The 12,869-nt window shown below is 50.4% G+C and carries 14 protein-coding genes and 1 pseudogene; 4 read left to right on the forward strand and 11 right to left on the reverse strand.

The annotated features are described in order from the left end of the window. Positions 1–437: 437 nt before the first annotated feature. The 3 genes from EDM52_RS20105 (at position 438) to EDM52_RS20115 (ending at position 1,527) form a co-directional block, all read left to right on the forward strand. Positions 438–638 carry a helix-turn-helix transcriptional regulator gene (locus EDM52_RS20105; RefSeq protein ID WP_122910736.1) on the forward strand — a complete coding sequence of 67 codons (201 nt, stop codon included), beginning with the start codon at positions 438–440 and terminating at the stop codon, positions 636–638. Continuing rightward, positions 639–1,034, forward strand: a complete 396-nt coding sequence (locus tag EDM52_RS20110; protein WP_122910737.1) for an accessory gene regulator B family protein — start codon at positions 639–641, stop codon at positions 1,032–1,034. Between the two features lie 166 nt (positions 1,035–1,200). Then, positions 1,201–1,527, forward strand: coding sequence for a GlpM family protein (locus EDM52_RS20115; protein WP_122910738.1), 327 nt, complete (start codon positions 1,201–1,203; stop codon positions 1,525–1,527). 58 nt (positions 1,528–1,585) lie between these two features. On the opposite strand, the gene EDM52_RS20120 is transcribed toward EDM52_RS20115, so the two are convergent. From EDM52_RS20120 to EDM52_RS20165, 11 genes and pseudogenes are all read right to left on the reverse strand, one after another. Continuing rightward, positions 1,586–2,131 carry a class I SAM-dependent methyltransferase gene (locus tag EDM52_RS20120; RefSeq protein WP_122910833.1) on the reverse strand — a complete coding sequence of 182 codons (546 nt, stop codon included), beginning with the start codon at positions 2,129–2,131 and terminating at the stop codon, positions 1,586–1,588. A gap of 339 nt (positions 2,132–2,470) precedes the next feature. After that, a complete protein-coding gene (locus tag EDM52_RS20125; RefSeq protein WP_122910739.1) occupies positions 2,471–3,682 on the reverse strand; it encodes a sensor domain-containing diguanylate cyclase in 1,212 nt (403 codons plus the stop codon). A gap of 21 nt (positions 3,683–3,703) precedes the next feature. Then, positions 3,704–4,036 (reverse strand): DUF3870 domain-containing protein, encoded by a 333-nt coding sequence (locus tag EDM52_RS20130; RefSeq protein WP_122910740.1) that lies wholly within the window; start codon positions 4,034–4,036, stop codon positions 3,704–3,706. Between the two features lie 286 nt (positions 4,037–4,322). Beyond that, positions 4,323–5,228: an N-acetylmuramic acid 6-phosphate etherase gene (gene murQ / locus EDM52_RS20135; RefSeq protein ID WP_122910834.1), complete on the reverse strand. Its 906-nt coding sequence runs from the start codon at positions 5,226–5,228 to the stop codon at positions 4,323–4,325. Further along, complete coding sequence (locus EDM52_RS25760) at positions 5,228–5,386, reverse strand: c-type cytochrome (protein WP_415783079.1); 159 nt, start codon at positions 5,384–5,386, stop codon at positions 5,228–5,230. The genes murQ and EDM52_RS25760 overlap by 1 nt, the downstream gene beginning before the upstream one ends. Further along, positions 5,332–6,210: pseudogene (locus EDM52_RS20140) on the reverse strand (N-acetylglucosamine kinase); the annotation flags it as partial. The gene EDM52_RS25760 and the pseudogene EDM52_RS20140, both read right to left, overlap by 55 nt. Beyond that, on the reverse strand, positions 6,197–7,039 hold the full coding sequence (locus EDM52_RS20145; RefSeq protein WP_122910742.1) for a carbohydrate ABC transporter permease: 843 nt from the start codon (positions 7,037–7,039) through the stop codon (positions 6,197–6,199). The pseudogene EDM52_RS20140 and the gene EDM52_RS20145, both read right to left, overlap by 14 nt. A gap of 16 nt (positions 7,040–7,055) precedes the next feature. Then, positions 7,056–8,018: a carbohydrate ABC transporter permease gene (locus tag EDM52_RS20150; protein ID WP_122910743.1), complete on the reverse strand. Its 963-nt coding sequence runs from the start codon at positions 8,016–8,018 to the stop codon at positions 7,056–7,058. Positions 8,019–8,067: 49 nt separating this feature from the next. Then, positions 8,068–9,393, reverse strand: coding sequence for an ABC transporter substrate-binding protein (locus tag EDM52_RS20155; protein ID WP_122910744.1), 1,326 nt, complete (start codon positions 9,391–9,393; stop codon positions 8,068–8,070). Between the two features lie 67 nt (positions 9,394–9,460). After that, positions 9,461–10,504: a serine hydrolase domain-containing protein gene (locus tag EDM52_RS20160; RefSeq protein WP_122910745.1), complete on the reverse strand. Its 1,044-nt coding sequence runs from the start codon at positions 10,502–10,504 to the stop codon at positions 9,461–9,463. A gap of 16 nt (positions 10,505–10,520) precedes the next feature. After that, a complete protein-coding gene (locus tag EDM52_RS20165; protein ID WP_122910746.1) occupies positions 10,521–11,378 on the reverse strand; it encodes a MurR/RpiR family transcriptional regulator in 858 nt (285 codons plus the stop codon). A gap of 169 nt (positions 11,379–11,547) precedes the next feature. On the opposite strand from EDM52_RS20165, the gene EDM52_RS20170 reads away from it, so the two are divergent. Further along, complete coding sequence (locus EDM52_RS20170; RefSeq protein WP_122910747.1) at positions 11,548–12,846, forward strand: amidohydrolase; 1,299 nt, start codon at positions 11,548–11,550, stop codon at positions 12,844–12,846. Positions 12,847–12,869: the final 23 nt, after the last annotated feature.

Consider the following 12,869-nt stretch of genomic DNA (forward strand, 5'->3'; position numbering starts at 1 on the left):
TGAGCTGCGAAAGTTGAGTAATTAACATTTGTAATCGAAATTTAATATTCAATAGTAATTACTTATATTGTCCTAGTTTTTTTGGCAAGAAGTCCTGCAACCCTCCCTGTCTATTGCCCCACTCTCCCTTGCGTACAGGTACCACTGTTCCAACCTATTTTTTCCTAATCCCGCTGAAAAATGGTAGGTTGCTACCATATCCACCCCCGCTTCTGATATAAAAAAATGACGCATCTCATGCGCCATCCACGAATTTCTTCTATATATAAGGTGCTGCACACGATGATGATGACATCGTACATGATGGCTCCCCTTTCTCTCCTCCAAATTATAATTTTTCAAGTAGGAACATTTCTCAAAACATATTTGACATTCGGAATGTCCTCTTTTACACTGAAAATGTAAAATATCTTTTACATACAGGAGCCTTTGATCCTATGGAAAACAAGATCAGGGAGCTGCGCAAACAGCAGGGCATTTCACAGGATGAATTAGCCAAGGCATGCGGCGTTTCCCGTCAGACGATCAACGCGATCGAAAACAACAAATACGATCCCAGCCTCAAGCTGGCTTTTCAGCTGGCACTGCAGCTAGCCATCACAGTCGACGAGTTGTTTCATTACGAGGAGGAGCGGTAAATGCGATATTCAACAAGAAAATGGGGCGGCACGATCTTTGGGGTGACAAGCGCCATTATCATCGGTTACACCTTTTACATGTGGCTGACCGGCCAAACGGTTGGCTTTAATGAAATCATTTCGTGCGCAATCGTTTTGAGTGCATTTCTGTCTGCCATTACATGGGGTACACCTGACGATCCGAACGGACCCAGACAGGACGAGGAGCTGGGGCGCCATATCACCATGAAAAGTGCAAAGATCAGCTACTTTGTCCTGGTCATTCTGTTGCTGCTGGCTCTAGCTGTCGACAAGTGGCTGTTTGGTCGGGAAAACACGACCCTTTTACTCGTCTTCTCCTTGTCGATTATTATCCTGCCACTGACGGAATGGCTGGTTTCCCGGCAGTATCGCTAAACCGCTCTCACCGTAACAAAAAGCCAGTCATTACACGAAAAATGTGTTTGGCTGGCTTTGTTTATCGAACTATCAAATAAAGGCTCTTTACACAAAAGTTCAATTATACTATAAAAAAGATGGGATTTTACATCTAGAGATCGTCATCAGTCAGGTGGGAAACATCGTGGGTTATATTTTACAGTTTTTTATAGGCGGAACCATTTTGGTCTGCGCATCGCTTCTAAGTAAATCCAAATACTTATTTTTGTCAGGCATTATTACTTTACTCCCTATCATGACCTTGATCAATGTTAGCTTACAAATGAAAAACATGAGCTTTGTCGATTTTCGAATCACACAAAAAAATGCTATTTTTGGGGCTTTTGGGGCCGTGATTTTTATTAGCAGCATTTATCTATTGACCAAATGGTTTAAGCCTTCAGATGCTGTAATCGTTGCCGTCATCATTTACATTATTTATATGATCGGATGTAAGTATTTTTTTGCTTGAGACAAGGTATACACAAAATAGCTAGCCAGCTTCCCTCACCATCATGGGAACTGGCTAGCTATTTTACGTGGTATACGTAAACTTTTGTCCGATAAAGATCCCTGCACGTCACGACTCTCTCTGGCGTCCAACCAGGCAACGCGAAGCATACGCTGATCACCAGGGCTCCTGGCATCAATTGACGGGAGAGAATGGGACTCAGCCGTTGCATCGCACCTGGGTATAGATAGCATACGACGACAGACGCATCCGTATAGGACCAGGAATAGATGTTTCCTCTTCGAAAAGCAGCCCAGGCCTTCGCATCCACTCCGAAGTGAAGACGCACTAATAGCTGTGAAGCTCGTAATGGAACCGGCGAGTTCTCGACGCCGACCACTCGCCACCCCTGGCAGTGCCTTGCCAGATGTATTCCCAGCGTCCCCCAGCCCGATCCTGCTTCTACGAGGGTTCCTGTCCCCTGAAGACGATTCACTTCATTCGCTACTGCCTGACGAACGAGAGCGGAAGCGGGCATTGGCGAAATTCCGTTTCTCCAGCTCGTCCAGACGATGGAGATCACGGCACCGAGTCCAAGTACAACCACCGTTAAAGTAAACCACATGTTCACGTCGATGTCTCAGCACCGCCTTCGTCGGACCACGCATGCTCATGTCTATGCAAATTCAGTCGCTCCCCTATGTAGCCTTCAATCTTCGACCAGCTGAATGTCCATGCAATAAAGCAACGAAATGGCTTCAGGCATCGAAAATTTGGCTTTTCGCTGCGAATGGGTACGGCAATCCCATTCCATTGCAATATGACAAGTTCCAATCATGTGACCTGATTCATCCTTTTCACCCCCTGTAGCTTAAAGCGTTGGCACTGATCTGTATTCACAGGTACAGCAGAGAGAAAGAAAAGAGGCATCCCTCGTGATCGATTGGGACAGCCCCTCGCTTGATTATCCAACTGCGTAGACGGTTGTGCAATTTTTTCCTTTTCGCTTGGAGCTGTACAACGCTGCGTCTGCTGCCCGCTTCAGGCTGTCTCCAGTGGCCGCATCATAAGGATAACACGCGATGCCCACACTGACCGTGACAGGTATGCAACAATTGTCCTGCACCAGAGGATGCATGCGCAAATATTCCCGAATTGCACTTGCCTTTTCGGTCGCCTCCTCCAGCGTCGCTTCAGGTGCCAGGAGCATGAACTCATCTCCGGCATAGCGATAAGTGGTGTCCTCATCTGTGGCCACCGCCTGCATCGCCTCCGCAATACGCTTGATCAGTTCATCTCCCAGATGATGCCCATAGTGATCATTGACTGATTTCAGGCTATCGGAGTCCAGCATGATCAAAGCGACTGGATTGTTTTTGGCCAACAGCTTGTCCAGATCACGGTGAAAAGCCCGATAATTGGACAGTCCAGTCATCTCGTCCTGAAAAGACATTTGATACATTCTTTCATACAACCGCGCATTCTCGATCGCGCTCGCGACCTGGAATCCAATAATTTTTAACAGCTCTTCATGCTCCTTCTTGTAGGCAAACTCCCGATAGGATTGAGCGGAAATAACCCCCATCACCTGCTTGCCGACCATCAGAGGAACAAAAATACAAGTATTCGTATCGATTTCCGGACTTCCCCAGCGAATCATCTCCGGTTCACTCGGCTCATCGCGCATGGTGCGAATATGAATCGTTTCTCCGTTTTCAATCACTTTGGAGATCATCCCCTGACCGTAGGGAATCATCAACGGGCCGTAGTTGATGCCGCTATCCACACTGATCGGAATCTGGATTTCGGTATCCCCTTCCTCATAGAAAGCGATAAAAAACGCATCTGCACGCATGACGCGCGAAACCAGCTCAAACGCCTTCCACGTGATCTGCCTCTCGTCGAAGGTTTTCGCAAAGGTGTGGCTTAAATCGTGCAAAATTTTCATATGTTCTGACATCCATAACATCTCAGAAACTTTTTCCTGCAGTGCTCCAATTTCTTGCAACAGCCGTCCGTGCAGGTCGCTGTCGATCCCCGACAGCTCTGTCTTGATCTCGCGCGAGGTTGCTTCCAGCTCTGTCCGGTCCACCAGCTCGATCCGGCTCAACCAGTGAGTATATCTTTCCAACAATTGTCGTGCATACACCTCATTGTCTGAAAAACCTTCATGCATGTACAACCCTCCGGCAATTGGCTAGCTCAAGTTTTTTTTTTCGTGGTAACGATCGACTGCAGCGCGGATCGCCTGAAGAACGGCCCCCTGACCTGGACCCAAAAAGCGCTCTTGTACGACCGGCGTGATCTCTTTCATTCCGTTCGCAATCGATTTTCCCACCAGCAAAGCTACCAGAAACTCGCTCGTCTTCTCCATTACGAATGTAAAACTGGCATCACATATCAAATCATGATCTGCATCAATGATTAATACACAACCTACTATGGTAGAGACTTCATACAAGGTTGTCCCTTTTGGAATCTGAGCAAAACCAGCCGTTAATACCGTATTCTTCTGTGCCCATCCCTCCATCCGCTACGTGCCCCCCAATAACGCTTCTCCATTTCATTTCACAAAACCCTATTGAATGTAGGGTAAGAGTATGGCAGACAAAGACGATGCATGTACACATCGTTCGTCCCCTCGTCTGAGACGAGAAAACGGCTACCCCTGATTGCAGAAATAGCCTAAGACGTCAACACATATTGTTCACATTTAATATTACCTTATAATTCTATCTGTTTCCATCCCTTTCCTTGCTTGAAATGTGCAGAAAGGAAGAAAGAGACCTTCATAAGAGAAAAGGTCTCTTTTTCGTTCAGCTGGATGCTGCGATCGCCTGATGCACTTTTCCTCCCGCTATACGCAATCGCTCTTCTGCCTGCTCCTTCGTCAAGGCGGCCTTTTGCATCACAATCGCAACGCGGAGATCTCCAGAGGCTGCTGTGATCAGCTGCTCTGCTTCTTCGTAGCCCAGATTGGTCACCTGCATAACAATATGCTTGGCACGCTCCCGCAGCTTTCGGTTGGTAGCCTGCAGATTTACCATCAGATTGCCGTAAACCTTCCCGAGCTGGACCATGCTCGCGGTGGTCAGCATGTTCAGAATCATCTTCGTCGCTGTTCCCGCCTTGAGCCGCGTCGACCCCGTGACAACCTCAGGACCCACCATGACGTTGATCGAAACATCGACACCATGACTAATATCCGGGTCGGGATTGCAGGAAAGAGAGATTGTTTTCGCCTGCTTCTCCTTTGCTCCTTCCAGGACTCCACGCACATACGGTGTCCGACCGCTAGCGGCAATCCCTACTACGACATCCTTGGCTGTAACTCCGGCACGCTCCACATCCTCGCGTCCTAGCTCCAGCGAATCTTCTGCTCCCTCAATCACCTCGACCAGGGCGGCAGAGCCTCCCGCAATGATCCCACGCACCAGCGAAGGGTCCGTACCAAAGGTAGGCGGGCATTCTGAAGCATCCAATACACCGAGCCGACCACTGGTCCCTGCGCCGAAATAGAGCAGCCGTCCGCCCTGCTCCATTGCCTGAACGATCACCTCCACAGCAGCTGCGACTTCTGTCAGGGCGTGCTTCACAGCAAGTGAAACCTTCTGATCCTCCTCATTCATCAAGGTGACCACTTCCAGCGCTGTCATCTGGTCCAGTTGTTCGCTCGCCGTATTGCGCATTTCGGTCTGAAGCTCGTGCAGGTTATCCTTCATCAACATTGCTCCCTTCCCCATCGCCCTGTAGCATTTGAAGCTGCCTGATTCCGTCTGGATCCAGCTGACGGCCCAGCCTTTGCATTCCCGCCACCAGCGCTCCGATGACAGGTGGCACAGTTGGTGTACAGATCGCAAACGACGCCATTTCCATCAATTCCCGCCTCACTCTTGTCTCAGCTGTCAACAATCCCCCTGCCAGGACAACCGGAAGCTCCTCTCCCAGCTTCGCGTGGCAAGCACCGACGAGCTCCACCAGCGAGCGTGCAGCCTGATGAATAATGCGCAACGCCACCTCATCTCCTTGATTGGCAGCTTCCTCCACCAGTCGGCTGCAATCTCCCAGCTGCTTGCGCGGATTATCGCTTCCGTATATGTAGGCGATCAGCTCATCTGGTGCTTTTAATCCGTAATGATCGAGCATCAGTTGGGTCAGTGTCGTTGCTTCCCCACGTCCGTCAAAAGCTCTCAGCACAGCGACCGCTCCCTGCCTGCCCACATCAAAGCCGCTGCCTTCATCGCCTAACAGATACCCCCAGCCCCCGACCCTGTATCGACGGTTGCTGCGATGGACGGCATAGGCGATCGAGCCCGTACCCGCGATCAAAACCACGCCTGGCTCGCCCCACGTGCCGGAATAGAGAGCTGGCACGGCATCATTATCGATAAAAAGACGACCTTGCCATTCCGGTCCAAACGAAGCTTCGATCTGAGCGGACACGGCAGGACGATCCGCACCTGCCAAGCCCATATAGATCGCATCCACACACGATGCTCGAATAGCTGCTCGCCTGACCAATTCCTCGATCAAGTGGCGAATCGTGATTTCTACCTCGGACCAAGGTCTGGACAGTGGATTGGAGGCATCTCCTGTGACGATTGCAGCCACCCTGCCTGAACGGTCGCAAATCGCCGCTTTCGTCTTCGTCCCGCCCCCGTCGATTCCGATAATCCATCCTTGCTCTTGTTTACTTAACTGCACCTGCCGTCAGCCCTTCCATAAATTGCCTGGACGCCATCAGGAACACACCGATCATGGGCAGTGCAGACAGCGTAAGCCCGGCAAAAAGCAGACTCCAGTCTGTCTCATACTCCCCGAACAGCACCATCATGCCAACCGGTATGGTCTTGAGCGCTTCCTCCTGAATAAAGATCAGCGGAAAGAAAAAGTCGTTCCAGGCACTGATAAAATTAATAATGACCACGGTCCCCAGAGCCGGACGTATCAAAGGCAGCAGGACTCGCCAAAAGACCTGGAAATGGTTGCAGCCATCGATTCGCGCCGCTTCCTCCAGTTCGACAGGCAGCGTCCGGAAAAATCCCGTCAAAATAAACACGGAGATCGGGATGCCGCTTGCTGTATAGATCAGGATGAGGGACCAGAGTGTATTGAGCAATTCAAGGTTTTTCATCAGCAAAAACAAAGGGACAATCCCCAGCTTGATTGGAATCATCAGTCCTACCAGAAAATAAAAGTAAAGCAATCCTGTCCACCGATAGGAAAAACGGGACACGTAAAATGCGGCCATCGCCGAAAAAACAGCAATCAGCACAACTGAGGTCACACTGACGATCACACTGTTCAGCAGAAAGTCACCAAAGGGTACGGCTTCCCACAATTTTTTGTACGTATCCAGGCTAAACGACTGGGGAAGAGACAGCGGGTTTGAAAAAATCTCCATGTTTGTTTTGAAGGAGGAGGCGATCATCAGCACGATGGGATAGATCGCCACCAGCATGAACACATAGGCAAACACATACTGCATCGCTCGGGCACTCGGGCTCGTTTTCAGTTCTGATCCCCCCTTCATCACGGTACCTTTTTCCTCAGTGCTGGACTTCTCTTTTTCGCATCAGATACAGAGAAATGGCGGACACCGAGGCGACGATCGCAAACAACACAACTGCAAGAGCCGAACCCAGACCGATCGCCACATCTCCTGAGCCTCCCGTACTGCTAAAGGCCAAACGGTAAAAGTAAACAGCCAGCGTGTCGGTGGAACGGAATGGCTCGCCCATCGACCCCTGCATCGCATAGACCAGCTCAAAGGCTTCGAACGCCTGGATGAAGGTAAAGATCGTCATGATCGTAATCGCTGGCATGCAAAGCGGCAGAATGATTTTCACCAGCATATGAAGACCCTTGGCCCCATCCAGCCTGGCTGCTTCGATCAGCTCTTCCGGTATGGATTGCAGGCCTGCCAAAAAAATCAGCATGGCAAACCCGATCCCAAACCAGCAATTCACCAAAATAATGGCGAGCAAGGCTGTATCTGGATCACCCAGCCAGGGCTTTGCCCACGATTCCAGCCCCACCTTTGCCAGGAATGTATTGAGCGCCCCGTAATTCGGGTTCAGAATCAATTTCCACAAAAAACCAACCACAATCACAGAGAGCAGTCTCGGCATGAAGTAAGCGATCTTTAAAAAGCCGGAGCCGCGGATTTTCCGGTAGATAAAAAAAGCGAGTGCAAACGCGATACCATTTTGCACAATCATCTCCACGATGAAGTAAATTACATTGTGTCCAAAGGCGTTCCAGAACATCGTGTTAAAGGGTTCCACCTGAAACAACGTCAGAAAATTCTGCAATCCAATGAAGATGCCTCTTTTGATGCCATTCCACTCGTACAAGCTATACGTAAATGCAGAGAAGATGGGATAGACGACAAACAGCGTATAGATCACGAGTGCAGGCAAGGGAAACAAATGGACGAGCCATCGCAAACGACCCTTTGGTTTGATCGTTGACCTCCCGGAAGTACCGATCTTCTCCACCTCCTCGATCATTTTCGGGGACGAACGGAATGACTTCCTCGCCCCCGCCCTTTACCTGCGCTTATTTCTTGAATGGCTCAAACCAGCTGGCGGCTGACTTCTGCACTTCGTCTACCACCTGCTCTGGGGTCATCTTGTCAAGGTACATGCCTTGCAGGGCATTTTCCAACGTCTGCTTGGTCGTCGGCTGCCCTTCTGCAAAATGAACAACCATCAAATAGGGGGTCGAGCTGGATTGTGACAATTCTGCCATCTTGTTCACAATCGGATTATCGGTCGTCACACCTGGCACAGCGCTAATCCGCTTGAACTCATTTGCAAAAAGCTCGCCAAATTGCTTCGTTGCCATAAATTCTAGGAACTTGAGTGCTTCGGGCTTGTGCTTCGCCTTGGCATTGACAGCATAGGAGCCATCCACCCAAGTCGTCAGAACGGCCTTTCCATCCTCTGTCGGCATGGGGAAGAAGTCGAGCTGCAGATCAGGATTCAGCTTCTGGATGCCTTCCAGCTCGAAGCTGCCATTGATGAACATGGCTGCCTTTTCTGTCGCAAACAACGTCCGCATGTCATTCAATTCAAGGCCCACATAATTTTCCGGGAAATAAGGAACCAGCTCTTTCATGCGTTGAATCGATTGAAGGAATTCAGGACTTTTCAGGTCTGCCTCCCCTTTTATCAGCTTTTCTACAAATGGATTGCCATTGTAGGTGCCAGGGGCGATCACACCGTGACTGAGAGAGAGCAGCCAGCCTTCTTTGGCTCCGAAGGAAATGGGTACAATGCCTTTATCCTTCAAAGCTTGGGCAGTCGCGAGTAATTCGTTCCAGCTCTTGGGCTCCGTCAAACCATTGTCCGCAAAAATTTTCTTATTGTAGAAAAACTGGGTGGAGTTGAGTGACAACGGCACGCCATACACTTTGCCATCCTTGCCTGTGGCTGCTGCCAGAACGTCTTTGGGAAAATTGTTCATACCTGGAAGATTGTCGAGAGGCTCCAAGTAGCCAGCCTCTGCCAGCGAAATCCCTGGAGCATAAGGACGCAGCTGCAGGATATCGGGACCACTGTCGCTTTGCAGGGCTGTATTGAGAATCGTATTGTACTCTGTCGCCTTGAATGGCTTGAAGTCGATCTTGATGCCAGGGTTTTCTGCTTCGAACGCCTTGATCAGCTTGGCGTAGCCTTCTGTGTCTTCTACACGCCAGCTGTGCATGGATACCGTGACCTGTTCGCCCCCTCCCTGACTTCCAGCCTGACTGCCACCCGGATTGGCTGTGGGTTCTCCACCAGGTGTGGCAGTGCCGCTGCCGCCTCCTCCACTACATCCAACCAGTGTCATCACAGCCGCCAATACGATGGAAGCTGCTGTGCGAGAACGGAATTGCTTCATGCTAAACCCTCCCCCATTATGATAAAGCTGGTTTCTTTCTGCTCACCCAGTCGGGCAGGCAAATGTATCAAGTCAGACTCTTTTGAAGATGAGCCGTGACAGCGTTGTGAAGGATCGGCCGCAAGCGGCGCAGCTGGTGATCTCGTCCGAGATGAACAGCGTTAGTCAGGAAAATGACAGCCCATTCCTGAACGGGGTCGATCCACATGCTGGTGCCGGTAAATCCTGTATGTCCATAGCTGTCGGGGTGAAATCCTTGACCGCAGCTGCTCGCTGTATCTGCGCCCCTCAAATCCCAGCCGTATCCGCGACTGCCTCCCAGCCCTGACGTATGACATTGGATCGCTCTTCTTTTCCATGCGGTGCTCACGACCTTTTGATCATCATACAGCCAGCTGATGGCGTATTTGGCCAGGTCGTCAGCAGTAGAAAACAATCCTGCATGCCCTGCGATTCCGCCCATTGCACAAGCCTTCTCGTCATGAACCTCCCCGACGATATACCCGCCAAGCAGCGACGAAAATTCGGTAGACGAAATATTTTGAAAAAGGTTTTTATTCGGACGATAAAAGGTATGATGCATCTGTAATGGACGGAATATACGCCGCTCCACGTAAGCATCCAATCGTTCCCCAGTCAGCTTTTCAATCAATAACCCCAGCCAGATCATGCCCAGATCACTGTAAACGACTCTTGTACCAGGTTTATGTATTAAAGACTGTTGGTAGATCAGAGATGGCAAAGAAAGAATATCATCTCTCCTGCGCTGTGCCAAATCGGCTGGGAGCCCTGACGTATGTGTGAGCAGCTGCGCAATCGTAATTGAACCTTTATCTGACGGACAGTCTGGGAAAAAACGACCTATCGGATCATCTGGAGCCATTTGAGCTTCCTGCATCAGCAGCAATGCTGCTGGTAGCGTTGCGGTAACCTTGGTCAACGACGCCAGATCAAACAAGGTATCAGGCGTCACGGTCTGCTCTTTTGTGATGCTAGTCGTACCTACTTCACAGGCGTACCAGACACGGCCATCGCGTATGACGCGCAATGCAGCTCCTGGCAACAGCCCCTCATCGACCCAATCCTGTAAAAGCTTTTTTACCTTGTCCATACCCTTTCACCATCCTTTAACCGGATGTTCGCTTGGTCCTGCTGACTGCCACACGCGTTTTTTCCAGCAGTGGAATCACTTCCTCCTGCTGTCTGCTCACCATCGTGATGAACAGTATATCGATGACATTCAATTGGGCGATACGAGATGCCATCGCACCGCTCCGAATGCTTTTTTCCACAGAGCTGGTAAACAAACGTATATCAGCCAGATCAGCGACGGGAGAGGGACCGAATTTGGTCAAGGTAATGATCGTAGCTCCTTGCTGTCTGGCTTCTGTGAGAGATTGAATGATATCTTCTGTCTGACCGGAGTATGAGATTCCGATCACGACGTCTTTCTCTGATAATGTCACGGCAGAGGTGAGCTGGGCATGAAAATCCGCATAGGCTTCACACCAGAGATCAATTCGCGAAAATTTCTGCTTGATATCCGCCGCGATCACGGCAGAAGCGCCTACTCCGTATACGTCAATTTTTCGTGCTTGGGTCACGGCATCTGCCGCCCTCTTTACTTCGTCACTGGAAAGCACGGACAGCGTGTCTTGGATAGACTGGATGTTGTTCCAGCTGACGGCCTGCATGATCGAATCGACCGAGCCCTCCATCATGATCTCCTGGTAGCTGCCCACATTGCTTTGCTTATTCAGATCTCCTGCAATGCGCAGCTTTAGCTCCTGATAACCCTTCATGTTCAGTGAACGGGCCAGACGAATGATTGTCGCCTCCGATACACCGCTCAGCTCAGCTAGCTTTTGCACCGAGAGCTTTACGACCTCTTCCGGATGAGCCAGTATGTATTGGGCCACTTTCTGCTCCGACGGCTTCAATTCGTCCAATATCGTTTGTAAACTGACTAAACCTCCGTTTAACATTCCGCCACCGTCACTTTCAGCCAATCTTAATTCTTATTGTAGGAAGTATTATTTCTTTCGTCAATCGCATTTTACTAAACAATATTTCACGAATGTCGCCTCTTGACCTTCCCGCCACGTCAAGCTTTACCGTTGGAAGCAGCTAAACCACAAAACTGGAGGGAAGAAAATGAAAAGAACGTTGATCAAAGGCTGCTCGATTCTTACCATGCGCGAGGGTGAACTCCCTTTTGTCGGAGATCTGCTCATCGAAGGGGAACGAATTGCCGAGATAGGGCCTGCTATCGAGCCGAAGCAGCCTGTAGATGAAGTGATCACTGGAGTGGGAATGGTCGCGATGCCGGGGCTGATCAATGCTCACAACCACGCAAGCATGTCGCTCTTGCGCGCTTTTTCGGACGACCTCAAGCTGATGGATTGGCTGGATAAAAAAATGCTACCAGCTGAAGGACGCATGACTCCAGAGGATGTCTACTGGGGAACGATGCTCGGAGCCGCCGAAATGATCGCTTCCGGTACGACGAGCTTTGCCGACATGTACGTGCACATGAATCAGGTGGCACAGGCTGTGCAAGACAGCGGAATGCGCGCGTCGCTGACACGTGGAGTTGTCTTTCTCGAAGATGACGGAGGCAAGCGTATGACGGAGGCTCTCCATCTGATCGACACCTGGAGTGGAGCAGCAAATGGTAGAATCTCCACCATGCTGGGTCCCCATGCACCTTATACCTGCCCACCCCAGCCCTTGAGCGAAATCATTGACCTGGCACGAAGCCGGCAGATTCCGATTCACATCCATCTTGCTGAAACGGTGGAGGAAGTGGAAAAAATCAGAAATCGCTACAACCAGACACCGACGCAGTACCTGTACGAGCTCGGCATGTTCACGGACAACCACGTCCTGCTAGCTCATGCTGTTCATCTGTCTACCGAGGATGTTCGCCTGCTTCGCAGAATGCGTGGAGGAGTCTCTCACAATCCGGTCAGCAACCTGAAGCTGGGCTGCGGTATCGCACCCGTGCGCGACATGCTGGAGCAGGGCATCACTGTAGGGCTCGGAACCGATGGGGCTGGCAGCGCGACTACACTGGATATGTTTGCTGAAATCAAGGCTGCTACCTGGCTGCAAAAGCTCCAGCACGGCGACCCGACACTTTTGCCTGCAGAGCAGGTATTGCGCATGGCTACGATCGAAAGCGCCAAGCTGCTTCAGATTGATCATGAGGTTGGTACTCTCGAGGCAGGAAAGAAAGCTGATTTGATCCTGATCAATCTGAATAAACCTCACATGCAGCCTGTACACGACCTCCACGCCTTAATCGCCTACAGCGCGACAGGAGCCGATGTGGATACGACCATCGTCAACGGAGAAATCCTGATGAAGAATCGCCAATTTACACACATCTCCTGGGAAGAGCTGCGCAGGGAAGCAACGATGCGTGCGGCGAGATTGGTGGAGGGACTGTAAGGATTGGTAAAAAAGAGCCGCTT

This window comes from Brevibacillus invocatus, from assembly GCF_003710915.1.
Classification (GTDB): Bacteria; Bacillota; Bacilli; order Brevibacillales; family Brevibacillaceae; genus Brevibacillus; species Brevibacillus invocatus.